General features: G+C 60.7%; 24 protein-coding genes. 17 read left to right on the forward strand and 7 right to left on the reverse strand.

Features of this window, described 5'->3' with window-relative positions; all coding sequences use genetic code 11:
* Positions 1–3: 3 nt before the first annotated feature.
* Complete coding sequence (locus tag O1W68_RS08820) at positions 4–1605, reverse strand: flavin-containing monooxygenase (protein WP_269302714.1); 1602 nt, start codon at positions 1603–1605, stop codon at positions 4–6.
* Between the two features lie 11 nt (positions 1606–1616).
* Positions 1617–2555 carry an alpha/beta hydrolase gene (locus O1W68_RS08825; RefSeq protein ID WP_269302715.1) on the reverse strand — a complete coding sequence of 313 codons (939 nt, stop codon included), beginning with the start codon at positions 2553–2555 and terminating at the stop codon, positions 1617–1619.
* Between the two features lie 194 nt (positions 2556–2749).
* Between O1W68_RS08825 and O1W68_RS08830 the strand changes: the two genes are divergently transcribed.
* From O1W68_RS08830 to O1W68_RS08855, 6 genes are read left to right on the forward strand one after another with little or no spacing between them, the layout of a single operon-like run.
* Positions 2750–3913, forward strand: a complete 1164-nt coding sequence (locus O1W68_RS08830) for an ABC transporter substrate-binding protein (RefSeq protein ID WP_269302716.1) — start codon at positions 2750–2752, stop codon at positions 3911–3913.
* 39 nt (positions 3914–3952) lie between these two features.
* Entirely contained in the window at positions 3953–4843 is an 891-nt protein-coding gene (locus O1W68_RS08835) for a branched-chain amino acid ABC transporter permease (protein ID WP_269302718.1), read from the forward strand.
* Entirely contained in the window at positions 4840–5772 is a 933-nt protein-coding gene (locus O1W68_RS08840; RefSeq protein ID WP_269302720.1) for a branched-chain amino acid ABC transporter permease, read from the forward strand. Before O1W68_RS08835 ends, O1W68_RS08840 begins: the two co-directional genes overlap by 4 nt.
* Positions 5769–6596: an ABC transporter ATP-binding protein gene (locus O1W68_RS08845; protein WP_269302722.1), complete on the forward strand. Its 828-nt coding sequence runs from the start codon at positions 5769–5771 to the stop codon at positions 6594–6596. The genes O1W68_RS08840 and O1W68_RS08845 overlap by 4 nt, the downstream gene beginning before the upstream one ends.
* Positions 6580–7296, forward strand: a complete 717-nt coding sequence (locus O1W68_RS08850) for an ABC transporter ATP-binding protein (protein ID WP_269302724.1) — start codon at positions 6580–6582, stop codon at positions 7294–7296. The genes O1W68_RS08845 and O1W68_RS08850 overlap by 17 nt, the downstream gene beginning before the upstream one ends.
* Positions 7293–8123, forward strand: a complete 831-nt coding sequence (locus tag O1W68_RS08855; protein WP_269302726.1) for a mycofactocin-coupled SDR family oxidoreductase — start codon at positions 7293–7295, stop codon at positions 8121–8123. Before O1W68_RS08850 ends, O1W68_RS08855 begins: the two co-directional genes overlap by 4 nt.
* Before the next feature lie 117 nt (positions 8124–8240).
* On the opposite strand, the gene O1W68_RS08860 is transcribed toward O1W68_RS08855, so the two are convergent.
* From O1W68_RS08860 to O1W68_RS08875, 4 genes are all read right to left on the reverse strand, one after another.
* The gene (locus O1W68_RS08860) at positions 8241–9509 is read right to left on the reverse strand and encodes a cytochrome P450 (protein WP_269302728.1); all 1269 of its coding nucleotides are present in this window, start codon (positions 9507–9509) and stop codon (positions 8241–8243) included.
* 285 nt (positions 9510–9794) lie between these two features.
* On the reverse strand, positions 9795–10559 hold the full coding sequence (locus O1W68_RS08865; RefSeq protein WP_269302900.1) for a crotonase/enoyl-CoA hydratase family protein: 765 nt from the start codon (positions 10557–10559) through the stop codon (positions 9795–9797).
* Positions 10560–10567: 8 nt separating this feature from the next.
* The gene (locus tag O1W68_RS08870) at positions 10568–11332 is read right to left on the reverse strand and encodes an SDR family NAD(P)-dependent oxidoreductase (protein ID WP_269302730.1); all 765 of its coding nucleotides are present in this window, start codon (positions 11330–11332) and stop codon (positions 10568–10570) included.
* A gap of 15 nt (positions 11333–11347) precedes the next feature.
* A complete protein-coding gene (locus O1W68_RS08875; protein WP_269302732.1) occupies positions 11348–12514 on the reverse strand; it encodes a thiolase family protein in 1167 nt (388 codons plus the stop codon).
* Positions 12515–12657: 143 nt separating this feature from the next.
* Here O1W68_RS08875 and O1W68_RS08880 point away from each other — a divergent pair, with 143 nt between their 5' ends.
* Genes O1W68_RS08880 through O1W68_RS08920 form a run of 9 tightly spaced genes read left to right on the forward strand, consistent with a single transcriptional unit; the run spans position 12658 to position 22567 of the window.
* Positions 12658–13827 (forward strand): acyl-CoA dehydrogenase family protein, encoded by a 1170-nt coding sequence (locus O1W68_RS08880; protein ID WP_269302733.1) that lies wholly within the window; start codon positions 12658–12660, stop codon positions 13825–13827.
* Positions 13828–13860: 33 nt separating this feature from the next.
* Entirely contained in the window at positions 13861–14631 is a 771-nt protein-coding gene (locus O1W68_RS08885; protein WP_269302735.1) for an SDR family NAD(P)-dependent oxidoreductase, read from the forward strand.
* On the forward strand, positions 14609–15691 hold the full coding sequence (locus O1W68_RS08890; RefSeq protein WP_269302736.1) for an LLM class flavin-dependent oxidoreductase: 1083 nt from the start codon (positions 14609–14611) through the stop codon (positions 15689–15691). Before O1W68_RS08885 ends, O1W68_RS08890 begins: the two co-directional genes overlap by 23 nt.
* Positions 15688–17331 (forward strand): AMP-binding protein, encoded by a 1644-nt coding sequence (locus tag O1W68_RS08895; protein ID WP_269302739.1) that lies wholly within the window; start codon positions 15688–15690, stop codon positions 17329–17331. Before O1W68_RS08890 ends, O1W68_RS08895 begins: the two co-directional genes overlap by 4 nt.
* A gap of 17 nt (positions 17332–17348) precedes the next feature.
* Positions 17349–18515: an acyl-CoA dehydrogenase family protein gene (locus O1W68_RS08900; protein ID WP_269302740.1), complete on the forward strand. Its 1167-nt coding sequence runs from the start codon at positions 17349–17351 to the stop codon at positions 18513–18515.
* Between the two features lie 12 nt (positions 18516–18527).
* Entirely contained in the window at positions 18528–19418 is an 891-nt protein-coding gene (locus tag O1W68_RS08905; RefSeq protein ID WP_269302742.1) for an HpcH/HpaI aldolase/citrate lyase family protein, read from the forward strand.
* Positions 19415–19891, forward strand: coding sequence for a MaoC family dehydratase (locus tag O1W68_RS08910; RefSeq protein WP_269302744.1), 477 nt, complete (start codon positions 19415–19417; stop codon positions 19889–19891). Before O1W68_RS08905 ends, O1W68_RS08910 begins: the two co-directional genes overlap by 4 nt.
* A 1-nt stretch (position 19892) precedes the next feature.
* A complete protein-coding gene (locus tag O1W68_RS08915; protein WP_269302746.1) occupies positions 19893–21365 on the forward strand; it encodes an aldehyde dehydrogenase family protein in 1473 nt (490 codons plus the stop codon).
* Positions 21365–22567, forward strand: coding sequence for a CaiB/BaiF CoA transferase family protein (locus O1W68_RS08920; RefSeq protein WP_269302747.1), 1203 nt, complete (start codon positions 21365–21367; stop codon positions 22565–22567). Before O1W68_RS08915 ends, O1W68_RS08920 begins: the two co-directional genes overlap by 1 nt.
* Positions 22568–22648: 81 nt before the next feature.
* Here the strand turns inward: O1W68_RS08920 and O1W68_RS08925 are convergent, their stop codons facing one another.
* Positions 22649–23413: an SDR family NAD(P)-dependent oxidoreductase gene (locus O1W68_RS08925; protein WP_269302749.1), complete on the reverse strand. Its 765-nt coding sequence runs from the start codon at positions 23411–23413 to the stop codon at positions 22649–22651.
* A 71-nt stretch (positions 23414–23484) separates the two neighbouring features.
* On the opposite strand from O1W68_RS08925, the gene O1W68_RS08930 reads away from it, so the two are divergent.
* Complete coding sequence (locus O1W68_RS08930) at positions 23485–24639, forward strand: acyl-CoA dehydrogenase family protein (RefSeq protein ID WP_442972303.1); 1155 nt, start codon at positions 23485–23487, stop codon at positions 24637–24639.
* Between the two features lie 163 nt (positions 24640–24802).
* Complete coding sequence (locus O1W68_RS08935) at positions 24803–25210, forward strand: nuclear transport factor 2 family protein (protein WP_269302751.1); 408 nt, start codon at positions 24803–24805, stop codon at positions 25208–25210.
* The last annotated feature ends 6 nt before the right edge of the window (positions 25211–25216 follow it).

Raw genomic sequence — 25216 nt, forward strand, 5'->3', positions numbered from 1 at the left:
CTCCTAGATTGTGGTGGTGAAACCGGTGTAGTTGTCGGCAGCGACGCTGTCGCAGGTTTCCCGGTAAACGTTGAGTCCGCCGACGTAGGACATGATCACGCGAGGTTTTCCGGGGATGTTGGCACCGGTGTACCAGGAGTTGCCCTCCGGGTAGAGGGTCATGTCGGCCAACTCGACTGCTTGCAGCGTCCATTCCTTGGCGGCAGTCTCGTCGGCCTCGAACGTCTTGGCGCCGATCGATTCGATATGTGCGAGGGCGTCGGCGGTCCATTCGACGTGCTGCTCGATTGCGCAGACCATGTTGGTCAACACATTCGGGCTTCCCGGTCCGGTGAGGGTGAACAGGTTCGGGAACTCGTCGACCGCGATTCCGAGATAGGTGACCGGTCCGTCGGCCCACTTATCCTGCAGTGCCTTTCCATTGCGCCCACGGATGTCGATGTTCAACAGTGGTCCGGTGATGGCATCGAACCCGGTGGCGAAGACGACGACGTCGAGCGGGTACTCGGCGTCGGCTGTCTTCAGTCCTGTCGGAGTGAGTCCCTCGATCGGTGCATTCTTGACGCTGACGAGCGAGACGTTCTCGCGGTTGTAGGTTTGAAAGTAGTCGGTGTCGAGAGTGATTCGCTTGGCCCCCAGCGGATGCTCTCGGGGCGAGAGCGCTTCGGCCAGATCAGGATCTTCGACGACCGAGCGGATCTTCCCGCGAAAGAACTCTGCGATGGTGTCATTGGCCGCGCGATTGCTGAGTAGGTCGGGGTAGGCCGCGATGATGTCGATCGCGCGATGGCGACTCCACCGTTCCTCGAACACCGCAGCACGTTCTTCCTCGGAATGATCGAACGTACCGATCTCGAGGGTGTCGACGGGTTGGCCACCGCCGGATGCCTTGGACGCGACCTTGTAGTCCTCGAGAAGTGCTTTGAACGAAAGCTTCTCGTCCTCGGTCAACAGTCTATTACCGCAGTCGAGACTGAAGGCGGGCGATCGCTGGAACACCGTAAGGTGCGCCGCCTGTTCGGCGATTTTCGGAATTACCTGCACACCAGAGGATCCCGTGCCTATCACGCCGACGCGCTTGCCGGCGAAGTCGACGCCGCCGGTTGGCCAGGAGGCGGTATGGATCGTCTCACCTTCGAATGCGTCGAGGCCGGCGAAGTCCGGGGTGGACGAGGTCGACAGGCATCCCGCGGCGGTGATCAAGTACTTCGCCGTCACGTATTCACCCGAGTCGGTGCCCACCGTCCACAGTGAGGTGTCCTCGTCCCACACTGCGGATTCGACTCGCACGTTGAACTGGAAGTGTTTCTTGACATCCAGCCTGTCGGCGACGAAGTCGATGTAGCGGAGGATCTCAGGCTGTGCAGGATAGCGTTCTGTCCATTCCCATTCGTCGATGAGCTCCTGCGAGAACGTGAACGCGTATTCCATGCTGAGGACATCGCATCGGGCGCCGGGGTAGGTGTTCCAGAACCAGGTTCCACCAACGGTTTCCGCAGCTTCGAAACCGCGGACAGAAAGTCCGAGGGTTTCGAGCTTATGGGTCATGTAGACGCCGGAAAAGCCGGCGCCGATTACGATCGAGTCGAAATAGTTTGTTCTCATGGGTGTTCCCTTCATGCGCCGACGGCGGCGTCGAGTCGCGCTCGGACTGCTTCGCCGACGTAGTTGATACCGGCATCGGCGCCGGGCAGGATGTTCACGAACTGGAAGAATCCGTGCATCTGACCATCGAAGACTTTCGATTCCACGGAAACGCCTGCGGCAGAAAGCTTGTCGGCGTACTTCATCCCTTCCGCACGCAGAACATCGTGTTCGGCGAGTAGTACGACGGCAGGTGCGACTCCGGCGACGTCACCATGTAGCGGTGATACGTCCCAGTTGTTGCGGACGCCTGTGTCCGGGGTGTAAAGGTCCCAGAACCAGACCATTGCGGTCTTGTCGAGCATGAGCTGATTGGCCGGATCTTGGTACGAGCTGGTGTCGAAGTCGTGATCGGTCACCGGGTAGACGAGTACTTGCAGAGCTACCGCAGGTCCGTTCTCACGTACTGCACGCTGTGCGACGACAGCGGCGAGATTGCCTCCCGAACTGTCACCACCCACAATGAGCGGTAGTGCCGAGTCGAGGTGTGCACGGTGCATTTCGCTCCACTGCAGCACGTCCCAGGCGTCGTCCGCGGCTGCGGGGTAGACGTTCTCGGGAGCCAGGCGATAGTCCGGAAGTATTACGATGCAATTGGTTTCGATAGCGATGCGTCGGGCCAGGTGGTCGAACTGGTCAGGGTTGCCGACCACCCATCCGCCGCCGTGGTAGTAGACGAATACGCCACGAGGGTTCGTAGTCGGCGTCAGGATGCGCACCGGAATCGTATGACCTTCCGTTGCTGTCACCGTCAAATTCTCGACGTTGTGCATGTCCGGTCCGGGGCCGTAGAGGTCGATGAAGGTGTCGTTCATCGAGCGGGCCTCGACAGGTGTCATCTCGTGCAGTGCCTTGCCGCCTCCTTCGGCGGCTTGGGTGAGAAACGCGGCGGTGGCTTCGTCGAGTGCCATTGCACAACTCCCTGTGTGTTCGGATTGCAATCGGTTTGCGATCAGGTGACGCACCTCACTCTAAACAATGATAATGATTCGCCGCAACTGGTGCGCCTCACGGCAGCGGGAGACCTGGACAAGAGGCTCGCTGACCCTTAGTGTGACACCGATCACGAGTTCATGCGCATCATTGCCATGAAATAGGAGGAGCAATGAAGTTCACCATCGGTCGAAACAGACTGGTCCTGCTCGGCGTGACAGGAGCGATGATCTCGGTCGCTGCATGCAGTGGAGGTGGGGCATCCGGCGGTACCGCGTCGGGTGAGATGGCGCCGAAAATTACCCTGTTGTCGACCACCGACAAGACCGGCACCATCGCCTACGTCGGCGGCTCCCAACTGGAGGGGATCGAACTGGCAGTCCAGGAGATCAACGAGCAGAAGTTTCTGGGGGACTCCACAATCGAACTCGACAGTCGCGACACCGCTGGTGATGCGCAGACCGCAGCGAGTCAGGTCACCCAGGGTATTGCGAACCCCGATGTAGCGGCAATCCTCGGTACGGTGTCGGGCCCGCAAAGCGTGGCAGTCGCGCCGATTGCCGAATCTTCCAAGACGCCGGTGGTATTCACCCAGTCGGGGAGCGAAGGCGTCGTCATCGGTGACTACACGTTCCGATCGACCGCGCCGCAGCAAACATACTTTCCCAAGGCGATCGATCATCTGAAGACGCTGGGAGCCAAGCGAATCAGTGTTCTCTACAACGCCGGCCAGCCGACGCTTGCCGAGATCGCCGAAACACAGCTTCCTGCCATGCAGGAGAGCGAGGGCCTCGAAATTCTCAGCAGTACCAGCGTGCAATCGACGACCCAGGACTTCGCGTCGACTATCACCAAAATCGTCGGGGAGAAGCCGGACGCCGTTGTGTTCCTGCTCGTCGGCGCGCAGAACTCGACAGCGATGTCGCAGCTACGACAGGCAGGTTTCGACGGTCCCGCTGTCGGAAATCCAGCGGCCGGTGCGGGGAACCTTGCCCCGGCGGGTGCCGCGGGCGCAGGGATGTTCTGGGCCACCGACTTCAATTACCTGCAAACGGCGCCCTCCTCGGTGGCATTTGTCGAGGCGTACAACTCCAAGTACGGCAAGGATCCGCTGAACTACGCGGCCGAAGGATACGACGCGACGTGGATGATCGCGCGAGCTATCAAGGAAGCGGGAGGTTCTTCTCGCGAGGACATCAAGAACGGTCTCGACGCCGTTGCGGCCGCCGGTTTCGACGGGGCAGTCGGCCCGGTGACGTTCGAGGGTAACGACCAACGAGTGGATGGAGTCGTCGTCGAATGGGATGGCACCGCAGAAGGACTGCTGGCCGAATGACATTCGACATCGACCTCATGGAAGGGATGATCTGACGCCATGGGACAGACTCTGGTCGACGCTGCGATTCTCGGGTCCATCTACGTATTGTTCTGTCTGGGTATGAGCCTCGTATGGGGAACTGTCGGGATCCTCAATTTCGCGCATGGCGCAATATTCATGTTCTCCGGTTTCGTTGGCTATCTGGTCGTCAAAGACCAGCAGCTACCGATGATCGGAGTGATTGCAGTCTCGGTCGTCGTCGGTGCATTGCTGTCGACGGCGATGGAAGTTCTTGCATTTCAGCCGATTCTAAGAAGGGCAAGGACACACCGAATAGCTGAATTGCAGATACTGATCGGCGGTATCGGAGTTGCTGCGATACCGCTGGCCATCGCGCAGTACGTCACCAAGAGTGAGCCGTTCGGGTTTTCGAACAGTTCGTATGCAGTGCAGGTGTTTTCGTTTCTCGGTCTGCGGATATCGAACACCGGAGTGATCATCGTCGTGTCCGCGGTGGTTCTCACCGTGGGAATGGCAATGTGGCTTCGTAAGTCGATGACGGGTCTCGCGTTGAGGGCTATCGGTGTGGATGCGGAAACGGCGTCGCTGATGGGGGTCGATCGTCGCAAGCTTTCGGTTGCGACGATGGCATTTGCCGGCGGTCTTGCGGGTTTGGCCGGTGCGCTGTTGACGTTCAACCTTGGGGCTATTACTCCTGAGAGTGGGGAAACGTTGCTCATCAAGGCCTTTGCGGTGATCATCCTCGGAGGTGTCGGCAGTACCGCCGGTGTCGCGGCGGGTGCGTACATCCTCGCGTTGTCCGAAACACTCGTGTTGCGCTTCACCGGCGGCGGGTGGGTCGACGCAGTCTGCTTCGGAATGATCTTCCTGGTCCTGTTGATCCGTCCGCAAGGGCTGTTCGGTCGTAAGGAGGTGCGAAGGGTATGAGTACGTTCTACTACTCACACATCGTGCTGTTCCAGAGCACGTTCACGGTGCTGTTCTTGGCCCTGAGCATTCAGGTTCAGTTGCGCATGGGCGTCTTCTCGTTCGCCGGCGCCGGCTTCTACGGACTCGGATCGTATGGAGCAGCGATCTTCGTTATTCGGTACGGGTTCTCCTCGTTCGCCGCCATCGCGGCCATCATGATCGTCTGCGGAGCAATCGGATTCCTGCTGGCGCTACTGGTGCAGCGTCTCAACGGCCTGTATCTGGCGATGGCGACGGTATCCTTCGACCTCATCATCACGGTGATCGCGCACAACGGTGGATCGCTGACGGGTGCGTCGGTCGGTCTCTACGGCGCACTCGCGTTCCCACAGTTGACAATCGGCCACATCATCGCAATCTCTGTTCTCGTCATCGCACTGCTGGCATTGACCGAACGCGGGCGGCTCGGTCGGCGGATCGATGCAGTTCGGGAAGACCCCGAGTTGGCCTCGTCCATGGGGGTCAATGTTTCTCGCTATCGAATAGCGTCCTTCGTCGTCAGTGGTTTCATCGGTGCTCTCGGCGGCGCAATCAACGTTCTTCTTCGGACGACGGTCGCTCCGGAGAGCATCGGATTTCCGCTGGTTGTGCTCGGTCTGACAATCATCATCGTCGGCGGTGGTAGATCGTGGCTCGGGATCGTCATCGGGGCAGTCATCTTCACCTGGCTGCCGTATTACCTCGAGATCGTCGGCCAATATCAAGCAATCGTCTACGGCTTCATCGTCGCTGTCGCGGCCGTCTACGTCCCCGGCGGCATCTACGGCACTGTCCTCGACCTGATACGAAAATCGAAGTCCAAAAAAGCTGCGGTTCAACGGGAAGAAGAAGATTCGATCCACACCGAGAAAGTGGATTCGACGAGTGCACCAGGGGAGAAGCCATGACAACGGACGCAGCGGCGCGCCGATCCGCGCCGACCGAAGCAGTAGCCGACGTCGTGTTGGGAGTCGACGACGTAGCGGTGCACTTCGGCGGCATCAAAGCAGTGGATGGTGTTACGTTCGACATCACCCGAGGCAAGATCTTCGGCATACTCGGTCCCAACGGTTCGGGCAAGAGCACTCTTCTCGGCGCGATCACCCGCCTCACGCCGTTGACCAGGGGCACGCTGACGTTCGAGGGGAATCCGTTCGACGGAGTATCACCGCAGAAGGTAGCCCGCCTCGGAATTGCCCGGACATTTCAGACAGTCCGATTGCTTCCTGACCTCACTGTCCGTGAAAATGTCGCACTCGGAGCAGATCTGGGAGCTGCGCATGGCGGGATCCGCGAGCTGACGCTCGGGCGTCGGGCGCTGCAGAAGCGCTCTCGTGACGCCGTTGCGGAATCGCTCGAGCGGACAGGACTGGGCGGGTTCGAGGACATCAGGCCCGGGGAGTTGTCCTACGGGTTGCAACGGCGTGTAGAGATCGCCCGCGCCATTGCCATGTCGCCTCGATTATTGCTGCTGGACGAGCCGACCGCAGGTATGAACAAGTCCGAACGCCAGGATGTTTCACAGTTGCTGCACAAGCTTCGTGCAGAGGGGCTGACGCAGCTACTGGTCGAGCATGACGTGGCAATGATGGTCGATACGTGCGACACGCTCATAGCGATGAACTTCGGTGCGCTCATCGCGCAAGGGGCGCCGCACGACGTCGTCCGTGAACCCAGCGTGCAGGAAGCCTATCTCGGAAAGCGAGGTGCCAAGGATGCTCGAAGTCAGTAATCTCCACGTCCGGTACGGGAAGGTCAGCGCGGTGAACAACATTGGGTTGACCGTCCAACCAGGGCGAATCACCCTAATTCTCGGAGCCAACGGTGCAGGCAAGAGTACTACGTTGCGCACAATCGCAGGCGTCGTAAAGTCGATATCGGGGACCATCGATCTCGACGACCGGTCACTTCTGGGGCTCAAAGCACATCAGGTGGTCCGTCGCGGTATTTCTTTGGTACCCGAAGGTCGCCAAGTATTCGCATCGCTCAGCGTCGCCGAGAATCTCCGTATCGGCGGATATACCTCGACGCGCGAGAAACGGGAGAAGAACACCGAACTTGCCTACGAGCTCTTCCCAATTCTTCGCGAGCGCAAGGACGGACCTGCCGGGCTCCTGAGTGGTGGTGAGCAACAGATGCTCGCGTTCGGGCGCGGATTGATGTCCGATCCGAAGTACATCATGATGGACGAGCCCTCGATGGGTCTCGCGCCCGCGATCGTGGACACCGTCATGGAGAGTGTTCGCCAGATCGCGGACCGGGGACTCGGTGTGCTGATGGTCGAGCAGAACGCTGATGCAGGCCTTCGAGTCGCCGACGACGTCGTGGTCGTCAACCGAGGCGAATCGGTGTATTCCGGCAGTGCCGAGGATGCCAAATCCCATTCCTCGGTAGTCATGGCATTTCTGGGAGAAGCGGCGTTGGGCGCATGAGTAGGTTCGAAGATCGAGTAGTTCTGATAACCGGTGCTGCGCGTGGTCAAGGTCGTAACCACGCACTGAGATTTGCGGCGGAGGGTGCAGACATCATCGCCGTGGACGCCTGCACCGACGTCGAGACAGTCGGCTACGACCTGGCAACCGAGGATGATCTGGCCGAGACGGTTCGACTCGTCGAGCAGTTGGATCGGCGCATTGTGTCGTCGAAAACCGATGTGCGTGATCTAGAAGCTATGAAGAGGGTGGTCGACGCAGGCGTCGAGGAACTGGGCAGGCTGGATATCGTCGTGGCGAACGCAGGTATCGCTGGTAGCGGCGCGACACACGAATTGTCTGCGCAGAACTGGCACAACATGATCGAGACCAATCTGACCGGAGTGTGGAACACCACCACCGCGGCGACGCCGCACATTCTGGCGGGGGGCAGGGGTGGCTCGATGGTGTTGATCAGCTCGGTCGCCGGTATGAAAGGACTGCCGTACAACGCGCACTACACCGCAGCCAAGCATGGTGTGGTGGGGCTGATGAAGAGTCTCGCGAACGAGCTCGGTCCGCAGAAGATTCGCGTCAATACGGTGAACCCCACCAATGTCGATACTCGAATGTTGTTGAACGACGCGATCTACCGACTGTTCCTGCCCGACGAGGATGCGCCGACCCGTGATCAAGTGGTTCCGTTGCGCCACGACATGCATGTGCTGGATATTCCCTATGTGCAGGTCGACGACGTCAGCAACGCAGTGCTCTTTTTGGCGGGGGACGAGTCCCGTTACGTCACAGGGATTTCGGTTCCGGTGGATGCCGGTGTCCTGATCAAGTAGTGACCCTTCTCGGTGGGAATCTCCAGGGGTATGGATTCCCACCGAGCCTTGGGTTCAGTGCCCTGAAGCTCGGAGCCGGGGCCTTGGGTCCACTACAGCGAGAATATTTTGTTGTTGTCAGCCGAACTTTTCGGTCGGTTGGAACTTCACGCGTAGTTCGGGGATACCGCGGGAGTACAGGCCACTCTCGTGTGGCACGAAGCCCTCCTGGTATTCGATCGAGTCCATGGTGTCCAGCACGAGATCGAGCGCGATGGTCATTTCTGTCTTCGCGAGTATCGAACCTACGCAGAAGTGGCGGCCGAGGATGAACTGCACATGATTTGCCGCGCCGCTGAATGCACGGTCGACGTTCAGGTCGGTTCTGAAGATGTCGAAGTCATCCGGATTCGAGAAGTGGCGCTCGTCGCGGTTGGCAGCCGCGAGCATCATGATGCATGTCGACCCTGCTGGGATGGTTGTGTCCTCGATCTGTACCTCCTCCTCGGTCTGGCGCATGATCATGTGGACCGGTCCGGAGTGCCGAAGAGTCTCGGCGATGACACGGTCGGTGAGGCTGCGGTCTTCTCGAACGGCCCGCATCTGATCGGGATGGTCGATCAGATTGCGAATCATGCTGGCGATTGCCTTGTCGGTCGTTTCGCCTCCGGCGACGAGAAGCAGGCTGACGAATGCCTTGATCTCCTCGTCGGACATCTGCTCGCCGTCGACCTCCGCGCGGCACAGCCGTGAGAGCAGATCGTCGCCGTCGCCTGAGCGGCGTTCGCGAACTATCGGAAGGATGTACTCCTGCAGTTCGATATGGGTGCGTTCGGCGGCGGCGTTGATCTCGGGGTCGCCGGCCAAGTTGTTCAGGTAGGCCATGATCGAGAAGTACCAGCTTCTGAATCGCTCGTGATCGCTCTTGGGCAGTCCGAGCATGTCGACCATCACGTTGATGGGAAATCGGCTGGTGAATTGGGAGACAAGTTCAGCCTCACCATCCTGGGCGACCTCACCGATCAGTTCCTCGGCGGTGTTCGAGACGATGCTTCCGATCAATTCGGCGGCGTTGTGAGTGATGGCAGGCATGAACTTTTCGAGTCCGTTGCCGCGGAAGAACGGATTGAGCAGCGCACGGTGCGTCGAGTGCTCGCGTCCTTCCATCTGCAGAATAGTGCGACCGTGGATTGGTTCGAGTTGCCATTCGTAATTGCGGCTGGAGAACTTGGGGCTACGGAACGCCTCGGAACAGTCTTCGTACCGACTGATCAGGTAGCTTTCGGTCGCTTCGTGGTACAGGGCCGGATAGTGTTCTCTCAGTTCGCGATAGAGCGGGTACGGGTTGTCGAGGAACTCGGGGGAGAGGATGTCAGGGGCGGCGGCATGGGGATCTAAGGCAGTCACTCTGGAATCTCCTGATTGTCGAATCGAGCAGAGTCGGTGCAGGCAGGCATCAAACGCGGCGTTCCGCTCCGGCGAAGATGCCGACTGAGAGAACGTGATTCAAATCACTGATAACTATAGTTATCATTCGAATGATGTCAATGTATTTCTGCGCAAGAAACCCGCCACTGCAGTGCAGTGACGGGTTGGCCGATGTCGAATCGTCCAGCCAGTGGCGGATCGAATCCGTTGTCGGAGAGTGCGTATCAGGTGCTGCTTGTGGAGTAGATCGGTGAACAGCGTGCGTCAGCGGCCCTTCCAGACCGGTGCCCTTTTCTCTTTGAATGCCGAGGCACCCTCGCGCGCATCCTCGGACGACCGGACAGGCTCGTAGATCTTCCACATCTCCGCGAATTGCTCCTCGTTGGACCAGTCCCGCGCCTTGGTGATGATCTCTTTCGTCGCACGGACTGCCAATGGGCCGTTCTTCGCGATCTTCTTCGCCAGTTCCAGCGCGGTGGCCAAGGCCTCGCCGGGAGCGGTGAGCCTGTTGATCAACCCGGCGTCCTTGGCTTCCTGCGCGTTGATGAAATCACCCGTCAGAGACCACTCGACGGCAAGGGCGTGCGGAACTCTCAACGGAAGACGCAACAATCCGCCGCCGCCGGCGAGGAGGCCTCGCTTGACTTCGGGAAGGCCGAATACCGCAGTTTCTGATGCGACCACGAGATCGCACGCAAGCACGATCTCGAAACCGCCCGCGATGGCGTGGCCCTCGACGGCCGCGATGAGCGGTTTTTCCGGAGGAGTCTCGGCGACACCCGCAAATCCGCGACCAGGAATCGACGGCTTTTCGCCGGCAAGAAATGCTTTCAAATCCATTCCGGTGCAGAAACTTTTACCTTCACCGGTGATGACCCCGGCAACCAGGTCGTCGCGGGCATCGAGTTCGTCCATGGCGTCGGCGATTGCCTGGGCCGTGGCAGTGTTGATCGCGTTGCGCACCTCGGGGCGAGTGATGGTGACAACCTGGACACCGTCGATCTGCTCCACGCGAACCGGCGCGTCCAGCGCGGCGCTCATCGCGGTGCCATTCGGATCGCGCCGTCGAGACGAATGACCTCACCGTTGATCATCGCGTTGTCGATCATGTGCAGGGCAAGTTTGGCGTACTCATCGGCGTCACCGAGGCGAGCGGGATGCGGGATCTGCGCGGCGAGTCCGTCGCGAATTTCCTGGGAGAAGCGGGAAAGGATGGGGGTGTCGAAGATTCCAGGCGCAATGCTGTTGACGCGAACCAGTTTTCGAGAAAGGTCGCGGGCGGCGACGAGGGTCATGCCCACGACACCGGCCTTGGCCGAGGCGTAGGGAATCTGACCGATCTGGCCCTCCCAAGCAGCGACGGAGGCGGTCATGATGACGACGCCGCGTTCACCGTCGATCGGTTCGTTGCGGACCATTCGGGCAGCTCCGAGTCGCAGTACATTGAAACTGCCGATCAGGTTGGTCTGGATCAACGAGGTGTAGAGCTCCAGCGACCCGGGCGTACCGTCTTTTTCGACCACTCGAACCGTCCCACCGCGGCCCGCACAGTGCACCACCGAGCGCAGGGGAGCACGCGATTCGGCGAGATCGAGCGCGGCGTCGACGGCGTCGGGATCGGCGACATCGGCCGGTCCGAACTGCACGAGGTCGCCGAGTTCCTGCGCGACATCGTTGCCGGCCGACTGTGGTAGATCGATGATGACCGTCGGTACGCCTGCAGCGACGAACCTCTTGACTGTGGCGAGTCCAAGGCCTGATGCACCGCCGGTCACGACGGCGGAGGAGTTGGTGATATCCATGAAACTACGCTTCCTTCACTTCAGTATTTCGATGATTGTCGCGTTGGCCATTCCGCCGGCCTCACACATCGTCTGCAGGCCGTAGCGGCCCCCAGTGCGTTCGAGGTGGTTCAACATGGTCGTCATCAAGCGAGCTCCCGAGGCGCCGAGCGGGTGCCCGAGCGCGATTGCCCCTCCAGCGGGATTGAGTAGTTCTTGATCGACGCCGAGTTCCTTGGCCCAGGCCAGTGGGACCGACGCGAAGGCTTCGTTGACTTCGAATGCGGAGATGTCGGAGAGAGTCATTCCGGCCTTCTTCAGTACCTTCTCGGTGGCCGGGATGGGACCCGTCAGCATGAGCAAAGGATCGTCGCCGATCACCGCCGATGCGACGATCCGGGCCCGCGGGCGCAGTCCCAGTTGGGTTGCACGTTCCTCACTCATGACGAGCAGGGCCGATGCGCCGTCCGTGATCTGGGACGCGTTGCCTGCGGTGACGGACCAGTCGAGGTCTGGGAACTGTGCACGTCGCTCATCTGTCCCGAATACTGCTTTCAATCCAGCGAGTTTCTCTGCTGTCGTTCCGGTTCTGATGGTCTCGTCGACGCTCAGCCCACCGACCGGCACTATTTCCGAATCGAACGACCCGGAGTCACGAGCGATCGACGCGCGTTCGTGCGAGCGTGCGGAGTAGTCGTCCAATTCGGTACGGCTGAGGTTCCATTTCTGGGTGATGAGCTCGGCGGATACGCCCTGAGGGACCAAAACCGGAAAGCGCTTACGGACTCCTGCCCCGAATGGATCTGCGTCACCTCGGGCACTTCCCATGGGAACTCGACTCATGGATTCGACGCCACCGGCGATGACGATGTCGTATGCGCCCGCGACCACACCCTGAACGGCAAAGTCGAGTGCTTGCTGGCCGGATCCGCATTTGCGCTCGACGGTCACCGAAGGGACGTGCACGGGGAATCCCGCAGCCAGAAGGGCCTGTCGCCCGGGCGTCGAGGACTGTTCACCGTTCCCTCCGACACAGCCGATGATGACGTCGTCGACCAGGCCCGCGTCGAGCCCGGAGCGCTCGACTAGATGTGCCAGTACCTCACCCAGTAGGTCGGCCGGGTGGAGGTGGGACAGTCCGCCTCCTGGTTTCCCTTTTCCCATGGGGGATCGGATGGCGTCGACGATCACTGCGTGTGTCATAACAGGCCTCCTGAAGGCAGTCTTTCGAAAGTCCTCGCTATATTCATGATTATGTTTAGCATGGTACTAGCGCCGGTGACTTCGATTCTTGTACCGTAGGTCACATCGTATTAGTATAATCATGAGCATGAAAGAGGGTGGCCATGTCTGCCAGTACATTGACCGACGACGAGCGTGCCATCAAAGAGGTGGCCGCGAAGGTCGCCACTGAACGGTATGCGCCGAAGGCAGCCCAATGGGACGCCGACAGAACAGCGTTTCCTCTCGAGGAACGGCAGTTCCTCGGGTCCCTGGGCTTCCTGGGTATTGCGTTGCCCGAGCGATTCGGAGGCGGAGGCGCGCCGCTGCAGCAAGCGTTGAACGTCATCGAGGAGTTCGCGTACCACTGCCGCCCAGCTGCGTTTCAGATCTTCGAGGCCAATACCGGTCCGGCCCAGGTCATCGCACGCATCGGTACCGAGGAGCAGCGGGAACGCTTCCTGCCCGGCATCATCGCCGGTGATCTCACGATGGCCGTCGCGATTTCGGAGCCCGACGCCGGATCCGCTGCGACGGATATGGCGACGAAAGCCGTGATCGACGGAGACACCGTCCGGGTCAGTGGCAACAAGCGCTGGATCTCCAATGGATCCGAGGCCGACGTCTACTTGGTCTACGCCCGCATGAACGACGCCCCGGGTGCAAAGGGCATCGGCGCAGTCCTCGTCGAAGCGAATCGCGACGGCGTCAGTTACGGAGCGCGCGAGAAGCTCATGGGCTTCCGGGGTATCCCCTCCGCCGACATCTATTTCGACGACGTCGTGGTGCCGGCCGAGAACATCGTCGTTCTTCCCGGCGGCTTCCGGACACTCTTCACAGCTTTCTCGATCGAACGCCTCGGTAATTCGACGATGAGTCTTGCGCTCGGCCAGGCTGCTCTCGATCTGTCCATCCGATACGTGCAGGAGCGTACGCAGTTCGGCAAGCCACTCATCGAGTTCCAGGCAGTCCAGATGACCATCGCGGACATGGCACTCCAAGTCGATGCAGCGAGACTGCTGCTGCAGCGGGCAGCGGGATCCGTCGTCGACGGTGACGATCTCCCCAACTCTTTACATGTCTCGCTCGCCAAGTGCACTGCGAACGAGATGGCAAAGAAGGTAACCGATCTGGCGATGCAGCTGCACGGCGGCAACGGTTATACCGAGGAGTTCGGAATCGAACGTATGCACCGCGATGCCCACGGCTGGGCGCTCGCAGGTGGAACCCCGACCATGCAGCGAACCCGGATAGTTTCCGAATTGCTGGGACGTTCGTTCGACCAACGCGCTTGAATGTAGCGAAGTAACTTGAGAAGGAGTATAGAAATGCAGCGTTACGAAGGCCGCATCGCCGCCGTTATCGGCGGGGGATCCGGCATGGGCCGCGCCATCAGTCACCGCCTCGCCTCGGAAGGCGCGTTCGTCTACGTCACCGACCTCAGCGAAGAGTCCGCGGCCAAGGTCGCCGCGGAGATCGAGGCCGAAGGCGGCAAGGCGACCGCAGTGACCGTCGACGCCACCGACAACGACGATCTCCGCGCACTCTTCGCCAAGATCGACGAGGAGAAAGGCGTCCTACACGCCCTGCACGCACAGGTTGGAATGCCCGGACCCGGTGGTCTCGACGTGGACGATGCGGCGTGGCAGAAGAACATCGACGTCAACGTCAAGAGTGCGTACTACTCGACCACCCTCGGTTTCGAACTGCTGAAGAAGGCAGGCGGCAAGGGTTCGGTGACGTTGACGTCATCGACATCGGCACTCATCGGTTCCCCGTTCAGTCCGATCTACTCGATGACGAAGGGCGCCTTGGTTCCGTTCGGCCGCGCGCTGGCACTCAACGGAGCCAAGGACGGCATCCGCGTCAACGTCATCTGCCCCGGTCAGGTCAAGACTCCGATGCTCGCGCAGTTCTTCGGACGCGAGCCGGGCTCCGACGTCTCTGCCTTGGCGGCGGATTTCGTCGCGACGATTCCCCTGGGCCGCGGTGCCGAGCCCGAGGAGATCGCGTCGGTCATCGCCTTCCTCAACAGCGACGATGCCAGCTACATCACGGGCGTCACCATCCCCGTCGATGGCGGCCTCACCGCTCAGTAAGCAAGCACTCCACACATTTCTCGAAGGGATTGACATGGTTCAGGTCGGCTTACTGCTCAGCGACGTGCCGAAGTCGGTGACGCCGGCGCAGCAGTTCAAGGACATCCTCCGCATAGTCGAAGCCGCTGAGGAAAACGGGTTCAACTACATCGCGATCGGTCAGCACTTCCTCTACGGTGACCTTCGCTGGCTCCAGCCGGTGCCGCTGCTGGCTCGGTTGGCCGCGCACGTAGCTCCGACCACGAAGCTCGTCACGCAGATCATGATCGCCCCGCTCTATCACCCGGTGATGCTCGCCGAGGAGATCGCGACGCTCGATGTCGTCACCGAGGGGCGTCTGATCTTCGGTGCTGGATTAGGTTATCGGCCAGAGGAATTCGACTATCTGCAGGTTCCGTACAAGGAGCGAGCAGGCCGGTTCGACGAGTCGTTGCAGGTCATGAAGCAGCTGTGGACGCAGGACGAGGTCACTTTCGAGGGCAAGTACTTCAAGCTCGACGGCGTCAAGCCTCACCTTCACCCGGTCCAGCAGCCCCACGTGCCGATCTGGATCGGTGCGCACGCCATGGGCGGCGTTCGCCGGGCAGGTAAATACGGCGATGCCTATGCGGTTCCGCCGGAGACCCCGAAGCACGAGGTCGAAGAGCGCTATCGCGTCGTGAAGGATCTGTTCGAGGAACGTGGCAAGGAATTCGGGCCGCAGCCGCTGCGCCGCAACGTACTCGTTGCGGACAGCAAAGAGGAAGCGATGGTCGAGTACGCCCGAGTCGCACAGGGTCGCTATCTCACCTACGCCGCAAAGGGTCTCGAGGTCATGGCAGGCCGTGACCTCGCCAATCAATTCGCCGAGTCGGTCTCCGATCACGTCATCGTCGGAACCCCCGACGATGTCGTCGCCAAGCTCACCGATCTCGTGATGACTCTTCCTGTCGACCCACTGCTCTTACGACCACAATGGCCGACGATGGATGGCGACGAAACGATCGCGGCCATCCAACGGTTGGGCAAGGATGTCGTTCCGTCGATGCTGGCTCTCGAACCATTCCAGGACTTCAAGTGACACAGACATACAACGATCTCCACCCGAACTTCGAAGATCCGGAGGGGTGGACGCTCAGCAACGTTCTACGCACACATGCTGCGGCTACGCCGGATGCACTGTTCCTGCTGACCCCAGAGGAGGGTCTCGAGTTCACGTACGGCGAGATCCTCGAATCTTCGGAACGTATCGCAGGTTCCTGGCACACCGCAGGTGCCCAGCAAGGTGATCGCGTAGTGATAATGGCAGTGAATTCCTCACGACTGGTGCGTAGCTGGTTTGCTGCGGCAGTCGGAGGCACTGTCGAGGTGCCGATCAACACGAACTACGAGGGCGAATTTCTCAGGCACCAAATCGTGACGGTCGGAGCTCGCTGGGCGGTTGTCGACGATACCTTCGCCGAGCGGTTCGTGGCCATCGCCGAGCACGCGCGCGGTATCGAGAAGTTCTGGGTCATCGATACCGGAACGGCCGACGAGGCGATCGCCGTGCTCCGCGACAATGGCTGGCAGGCAGAGATCTGGGACCAATTGGAGAAGGGATCTCCCGTCACCGTGCCTGCGCCCCGCGCGCATGACCTCGGCGCAATCTTCTTCACTTCGGGCACCACGGGGCCGTCCAAGGGTGTTGCGATGCCGCACTCCCAGCTGTATTTCTTTGCCCAGGAAGTCGTTTCGCTGACAAGGCTGACGTCCGCAGACAGATACATGACGACGACGCCGCTGTTTCACGGCAACGCACAGTTCATGGCCGTGTATCCGGCGCTCGTGGCCGGGGCGAGCGCGGTGGTGCATTCGAAGTTCAGTGCCAGCCGTTGGATCGACATGGTTCGTGACTCCGGCGTCACCGTCACCAACTTCGTCGGCGTCATGATGGATTTTGCGTGGAAGCAAGCCCCTCGCTCGAACGACACAGACAACAAATTACGGGCCGTGTACGCCGCGCCCATCGCGGACACGGTTGTCGATGAGTTCAAGAAGCGTTACGGCATAGAGGCTTTCGTCAATGCCTTCGGGCTGACCGAGACTTGCGCCCCGATTCTCACCCCGTACGGTGAAACGATCCCGCCGGGCGCAGCAGGAAAGGCCGCGTCGGACTGGTTCGACATCAGGCTCGTCGACCCCGAGACGGATCGCGAAGTACCCGTCGGTGAAGTCGGCGAACTCGTCGTCCGCCCAGTTCAGCCCTGGACCTGCAGCATGGGCTACTACGGCATGCCGGAGAAGACCCTCGAAGCGTGGCGGAACCTGTGGTTCCACACCGGTGATGCACTGCGCAAGGACGAGGACGGCTGGTTCTACTTCGTCGACCGATACAAGGACGCACTGCGTAGACGTGGCGAGAACATCAGCTCGTACGAGGTCGAGCAGGCAGTGCTCGGACATCCAGCCGTGGTGGAGTGCGCAGTCATCGGTGTGCCTGCCGACGTCGAAGCTGGTGAGGACGAGGTGCTCGCCGCCGTTGTGGTGAGCGAAAAGGCTGACGCTGCGGAGATTCTCGACTGGTGCGCCGGGAAAATTCCTGCTTTCGCGACCCCGCGCTACGTGCGGTTCCTCGATGCACTCCCGAAAACGCCCTCCGAGAAGGTGCGCAAGGCAGTTCTTCGCGATGAGGGCATCACCGCTGACACATTCGATCGCACTGCGGTGCCGGTCGCTTAGAGCTGGAGGCAAAAGAAATGGACTACTCGAGCGACCCGACGCACGAAGACATTCGGCAGGCCGTCAAGACGCTGTGCAAAGCGTTTCCCGACGACTACTGGATGGAGCACGACGACAGTCATGAATTCCCGTGGGATTTCTACAACGCTGTCGCAGAGGGTGGTTGGCTTGGGCTGACGGTTCCGGAAGAGTATGGCGGCGGTGGTCTCGGTGTCACTGAAGCAGCCATCGTCGAACGTGAGATCTCGGCGTCGGGCGCAGGCATGGGCGGGTGCAGTGCCGTGCACATCGGAATCTTCGGTTTCGAACCGATCATCAACCACGGCAGCGAAGCAATGAAGAAGAAGTATCTTCCTCGAGTCGTCACTGGTGAGCTGCACACATCCTTTGCCGTGACCGAACCCGATGCAGGTACCGACACCACCAACATCAAGACCTTCGCCAAGAAGGTCGACGGCGGATTTCTCGTTTCAGGCAAGAAGGTCTGGATCACCAAGGCACAGGAAGCAGAGAAGATGCTGCTGCTGGTGCGCACCAGTCCCCGCGTCGAGGGTGAGAAGCGCACGGCAGGAATGACGTTGCTGTTCGCCGACATGGACCGTAGCAAAGTCCAGATCCGTCCGATTCCGAAGATGGGCCGCAACGCCGTCGACACCAACGAACTGTTCATCGACGAACTCTTCGTCTCCGACGAGGACGTCGTCGGAGAGGTAGGGCACGGGTTCCGGACCATCCTCGGCGGGCTCAACGCCGAGCGAGTCATCTCAGCCAATGCCGCCCTCGGTATCGGCGAAGCAGCATTGCGCCGCGGCACCCAATATGCCAAGGAGCGTGAGGTGTTCGGCCGGCCCATCGGCAAGAACCAGGGGATTGCGTTCCAGCTCGCCGAGTCGCGCATCAGACTCGACGCCGCCACAGCCGTCGTCGACAAGGCCGCGTGGATGGTCGACGCCGGCTTGCCCTGTGGCCGAGAAGCCAACGCCGCCAAATACCTCTGTGCGGAAGCCGGCTTCTTCGCTGCCGATGCGGCCCTACAGGTCCATGGTGGCTTCGGGTTCGGCAAGGAATTCCACGTCGAGCGTTACTTCCGCGAATCACGCCTGATGCGTATCGCACCGATCAGCCAGGAAATGGTTCTCAATTACACCGCCGAGCATGTCCTCGGCCTGCCACGTAGCTACTGAAAGGGGAGTGACATGCAGCCGTACCGTTCGATCCTCTTCGTGCCCGGTCACCGCCCGCGTTGGGTCGACAAGGCCGTGGCGTCCGGCGCGGATTGCGTCGTGCTCGATCTCGAAGATTCGGTCCCGGCCACGGAGAAGGAGTCCGCCCGCGCAACGGTGGCGGAGTCCATCGCACGTGTGCGGGAAACCAATTCCGAAGTGGGACTGTTCGTTCGAGTCAATCCGCTCGCGACGCGGCTCACCGGCGCCGACCTCGAGGCCGTCGTCGTTCCTGGACTGACAGGCGTGTTCGCGCCGAAAATCGAGAAGGCCGTCGACGTCCTGCAATACGACGCGTTGCTCGATCACTTCGAGGCGCGCAACAAGGTCGAGGGTCTCGAATACATCGTGCCCATCGAAACAGTGAAGGCCATTCACAATTGCCTCGAAGTGGCGACGGCGTCACCGCGCGTCGGTGCGATGATCGGACCCTCGGCCGAACATGCCGATATCGCACGCGAGGTCGGTTACGAGTGGACACCCGAGGGACTCGAGACTCTGTATCTTCGTAGTCGCGTGCTCCTTGCGTGCAGGGAAGCGAAGATTCACGCGCTCACCGGGCTGTGGGAGGATCTCGAAAACCTGGACGGATTGAGAGAATTCGCGACGGCCGGCCGCAAGCTCGGCTTCCGGGGCATGATTGCGATTCATCCCTCTCACGTCCAGACGGTAAACGACGTCTTCAGCCCGTCAGCGGAGGACATCGAGTTCTATCGAGGCCTTGCCGAGGCCTACGAGAAAGCTGAGGCGCAGGGCACGGGTGCGCTCCGATATCGCGGCCTACATATCGACAGGGCGCACTACGACAAAGCACTTCGATGGCTCGAGCGTGCGGAAACAATCATGAAGAGAGGCGAGCAGTGAGAGGTCTGTATTTCGAGGAGTTCGAGGTCGGCAAGCACTACAAGCATGCGATGACTCGTACGGTGACGGAGATGGACAACGTCATGTTCACCTCGCTGACGATGAACATCCAGCCGTTGCACCTGGACGCGGAGTTCTGTAAGGGAACCATCCACGGACAACGAGTGTTCAACAGCCTCTTCACCGTTGCCCTCATCGGTGCATTCCACGTACCCGAGCTGACGATGGGGACCACGCTCGGAAATCTCGGTTACGACAACGTCAAGTTCCCGAATCCGGTTTTCCACGGCGATACGTTGCGCGCCGAGACCACGATCATGAAGAAGCGCGAGTCCAAGAGTCGTGACGACTCGGGGATCGTGTGGTTCGAACACAAGGGCTTCAACCAGCGAAACGAACTCGTCTGCCTTCTCGAGCGTGTGGGCCTGATGGCCAAACTCCCCGCGGGCGGACTCCAGGAAGAAGGTGTATGAGATGACCGCAGTGGCTGAAGTACAGCAGGATTGGGTTCCCGACACGCGAACATTGCTGATCGGAGATACCGACGCCCAGCCTCAGGGCGAGACGTGGGACGTATACAACCCGGCCACCGAAGAGGTCATCGGAACGGTAGGGGGAGCATCGAGTAGTCAGGTCGACGACGCTGTCGCCGCGGCGCGGAAGGCATTTCCGGCCTGGGCCGCCCTCAGCGGTGAGGAGCGGTCCAAGCACATTCACCGCTTCGCCGACGTACTGGAGAAGGCCGCCAACAGACTGCTGCCCTCGATCGTCAACGAGGTTGGTTGCCCCGTGTCGCTGGCGTCGTACCTGCAGGTGAAGATGGCTGTCGACGAGCATCTTCGGTGGGCTGCGGAGGCCGCGAAGACCGACCGCACGATCCACCTCGGCGGCTACGACAAGCCACATCCGACGATGAGCGACGTCGTACATCAGCCCGTCGGTGTGGTCGCTGCGATCACCGGGTACAACTACCCGCTCAATCTCGCGATCTTCAAGTTCGGCGCCGCACTGGCCGCCGGTTGCACCGTTGTGTTGCTGCCCTCTCCCCGTACACCTTTGACCACTCTGTTCCTCGGTGACTTGATCAAGGAAGCGGGTCTTCCGCCCGGTGTCATGAACGTCATTGTCGGTGGTGCCGATGTGGGACAGCAGTTGTCGTCTCACCGGGGCGTCGACCGTGTCTCCTTCACCGGCTCCGACGGCGTCGGTGCCAAGATCATGGAACAGGCGGCGGCGAACCTCACCGGCGTGACACTGGAACTGGGTGGTAAGTCGCCCAACATCGTCCTCGAAGGCGTCGACGTCAAGAAGATCGCCGTCGAGATGCATCTCCGTTGGGCGCGCAACGGTGGTCAGGGATGTGCAGCTTTGGCGCGACTGCTGGTACACGACAGCGTGTACGACGAGTTTCTCGAAGCAGGGGCATCAGCGTTCGACCAGATGGTCGTCGGCGATCCCTGGGATCCGGCCACCAACATCGGCCCGATGATCCGGCCCGATCACCGGGCGCGCGTCAACGGCTTCATCGATGGCGCGGTGGCGGAGGGCGGCAAGAAGCTCCTCGAGTCCACCAAGCCGCTGCCGAAGAAGGGTTGGTTCGTCAATCCGGTTCTGCTGGGAAATCTTCCGCATGACGCGCGTGCCGTTCAGCAGGAAATCTTCGGCCCGGTCGCTGTGATCGTGCCGTTCAAGGACACCGAAGAAGCAATCCGGTTGGCCAACGACACCGACTACGGCCTCGCAGCCAACGTGTGGTGCGACGATCCGATCGAAGCCCGGCGAGTTGCCGAGCAGGTACGAGCGGGCACGGTATGGATCAACGGTGGCGGCGCTATGCGTCCCGACGCCCCTTTCGGTGGCTACGGTAAATCCGGTATCGGCCGTGAACTCGGCGAATGGGGTATGAAGGAATACCTCGAGGTCAAGCACATTCAGTGGAGGGTCTGATGGGTACCACTGGTCCACTGGCTGGGGTCAAAGTCATCGAACTCGGCACGATGTATGCGGCACCGACAGCGGGACGGATGCTCCGTGATTTCGGCGCCGAGGTCATCAAGGTCGAGGATCCGACCTCGGGTGATTATGCGCGTCAGTGGATTCCGCAGAAAGATGGCCTGTCACTGGGTTTCTCGCGGCTCAACGCCGGCAAGAGATCCGTCGGAATCGACCTACGCAACGCCGAAGGGCGTGAACTGGTCAAGCGACTGGTAGCCGGCGCCGACGTCGTCATCGAATCGTTCCGGCCCGGTCGCCTGGAGGAGTGGGGTCTCGGGTTCGAGGAGCTGTCCAAGGGTAATCCTGGGCTCGTGCTCGCGCGAGTCTCGGGCTTCGGTCAAACCGGCCCCAATCGGTTGCTCCCGGGCTTCGGCACGGTCGCCGAGACCGCGAGTGGTTTCGCGAACATCAACGGATGGCCAGAATCGCCGCCGACATCCCCTCCGTTCGGTTTCGCAGACTCCATCGCCGGCTTGTCTGCTGCCATGGGCGTGTCGATGGCCCTGTACAAGCGCGAGAAGACCGGTGTCGGTGAAGAAGTCGATGTCGCGCTGTATGAACCCTTGATGTTCATCATCGGCGACATGTTCCTCAAGTACACCGCGACAGGGGAAATTCAGCAGCGTATCGGCAATGCGACCGGTGCGGCCTCACCTCGCGGCATCTACGAGACTGCTGACGGCAAGTTCCTCTCCATTGCGGCGTCCAATCAAACGATCGCCACACGGTTGTTTGCCGCCATGGGAAAAGCCGATGTCATACAAGATCCGCGCTACGCAACCAACGCGGATCGGTTACGCAACAACGACGAAGTGCAGAAGATGGTGATCGACTGGTGCGGGTCCATGCCCCGTGCCGAGGTTCTCGCGACGCTCGGCAAGTTCGAAGTGGTCAGCGCAGCGGTGAACGATGCCTCGGACGTGGTACAAGATCCGCACTTCCTCGAGCGGACCCTGGTCGAGATCACCGGCAACGACGTCCTCGGAAAGGTGCTGATGCCCGGGCCCGTTCTGCACATGAAGAGCTACGACGGCCCGGTGTACGACGGAGTGCCGGGCATCGGCGAACATACGGCCGAAATCCTGTCGACCGAGCTGTCACTGACGCCGGAGCACTTGGCGGAGCTGTCCGGTCGCGGTGTGATCAGCATGTAGTTCGCGAGAGATGATCGACCACAGTGCGGGCGTACTCCTCGACAGTGCGCCCGCACTCTCGTAAAGCGAATTGGTCCGGGCCTACATCCCGCCGTCGACGGTGATGATGGATCCGGTGGTGTAGCTCGATGCGTCGCTTGCGAGATACAACGCAGCCCCCACGATCTCGTTGGGGTCGCCTCCACGCTTGGCGGCGAAAGTCTCGGCACGCTTACCGAAGGCGTCCATGTCCCATGCATTGGAGACGTCGGTCAGGAACGTGCCCGCCATGATTGCGTTGGTGCGAACCGTCGGACCGAATGCCTTGGCCAGTCCCACGGTGATGGCGTTGAGTCCGGCTTTCGCGGCGGCGTAGGGCAGCACGTCCGGGCGTGGCTTGGTCGACGCAGCGCTGGAGATATTGATGATCGAGCCACCGTCGCCCTGGGCCATCCGGGTGCCGATCAGTGCGGCGAGGCGGAACGGCCCTTTCAGGTTCACTCCCAATACCTTGTCGAACAGTGCCTCGGAGATGGTGTCCACGGAGTCGTACAGCGGTGACATTCCGGCGTTGTTGATCAGTATGTCGACCTTGCCGAAGTGGTCGTAGGAGGCGTCTACCAGTGCGTCGAGGGCATCCCACTTTCCGACGTGCGCGGCGATGGGTAGTGCCCGACGGCCGGTCGCGGCCTCGATCTCGGTTGCCGTGGCTCGGCAGGACTCGAAGTCGCGACTTGCGATGATCACATCTGCGCCCGCTTGGGCGAGACCGAAAGCCATGGCCTTCCCGAGGCCACGGCTTCCTCCCGTGATCAGCGCTACGCGACCACTGAGGTCGAACTGACGGGGGGCGTCGAACTGGCTCATCGTTTTCTCCTGGATCTGCACCGCGATCAATAATTCCTTAGTATGGTAATCATAGATTGAGGAATGGAGACATGGTGCCGGAATCGGAACAGGGACTCTTCGAGCTCCCCGCTAGATATGTAGAACTGCAGAGTGAGGCACGTGCGCTTGCAGAATCGGTACGCGACATTGCCGAACGGGCCGATGAATCGAGCGGTATCGACGTCGACGTGCGCAAGCGTCTGCAGGCGTCGGGTCTCGCCGGTGTGGCGGTCCCGTCGCAGTTCGGGGGCAGATTCGAGAAGGTGGATTCCCTCGCTGTCACCGTCGTGCGTGAGCGACTCGCAGCCGAATGCGGACATCTCGATTCGTTGTTCGCCATGCAGGGTATCGGAGGTTACTCTCTCGCAGTGGGTGGAAGTCCCGCGATGCAGGAGTACTGGCTGCCGCGAGTGGCGAATCTCGACGCCATCGCCGCTCTCGGTCTCACCGAACCCGATGTCGGCTCGGATCTGAAGGCGCTGACGACGTCCATCGAGGAGATCGACGGACAATTGGTGATCAACGGTCACAAGTCGTTCATCACCAATGGTGGAGACGCAGACTTCTACAGCATTCTCGGCCGTGAGGGTGACGGCTACTCGCTGGTGTTGATACCTGCGGATACGCCGGGCGTCACGACGGAACGACCGCACCAGATCATTGCCCCCCATGTGCTCAGTGATGTGATTCTGAAGGATGTCCGGGTTCCGTTGGACCACCGAATCGGTCAGCCTGGCAAGGGATTCTCGCTGGTTTTGGCAACTCTCGCCACATTCCGGGTATCGGTAGCGGGCGCAGCGGTGGGGCTCGCCGAGGCTGCACTGAAAGAGGCTGTGCATCACGCGCAGAACCGAGAGCAGTTCGGCGTCCCGCTGTCGCGACTCGGGTCGGTGCCCGAGCATCTGGCTATGTGTTGGACCGATATCGAGATGGCTCGATCGTTGACCTATCGAGCGGCGGCAGCGTCGGCGCGAGATGCGCGGGCCAACCTGCATCTGTCTTCGATGGCAAAGGTTGCAGCGACGGAAGTTGCGGGACGCGTCGTCGACCGCGCGGTACAGGTCATGGGTCGGTACGGGATCACGCGCGGAAGTGTCATCGAACGGCTGTACCGAGAGGCGCGACCGATGCGAATCTACGAAGGTTCCACCGAGGTCATTCTCGATTCGCTCGCCAAGCAACTCGTCAAGGACGGAACTCTGTAGTACTTGCTCGACTCGATCCCGCCCGGGAAAGCGTGACACCGGGCGGGATCAGTCGTGGCCGCACGACATTGGTTCGCGTCGAAATTGCCCTTGACGCAACATGATTCATGATTATGATTGTCCTTGATGTGATTACCATCACGACTGCCTCGAGGAGAACTTCATGTCGTCACGCCCCGGAATCGAGAACACCCTCAGCCGCTACGGCCTCGGATACGACGACCATCATCCGGAGATGATCGTCGCGTCGTTCACCGAGGACGCTGTCCTCACCATGAAAATCGCCGACGGCGATCTGATCGGCCCGTTCGACGGCATCGACGCCATCATGGAATTGATGAACGGTTCCGCACATTCGCAGTCGGACCAGCGTCGGCACCTGACCACCAACATCTTGATCGACGACATCGATGCAACCCACGCGAAAGTGATTGCGTACCTGGTCATCCTCTCTGTCGAAGACGGCAAATTGACCGTGCTGTCCAGCGGGAAGTACGAGGACGAGTTCACCGAGGTCGACGGAACCTGGTTGATCTCCAAGCGGCACATCGCCCTCGACCTTCCGTACTGAGCCGAG

The organism is Rhodococcus sp. H36-A4 (genome assembly GCF_027158005.1).
In the GTDB taxonomy this organism is placed as follows: domain Bacteria; phylum Actinomycetota; class Actinomycetes; order Mycobacteriales; family Mycobacteriaceae; genus Rhodococcoides.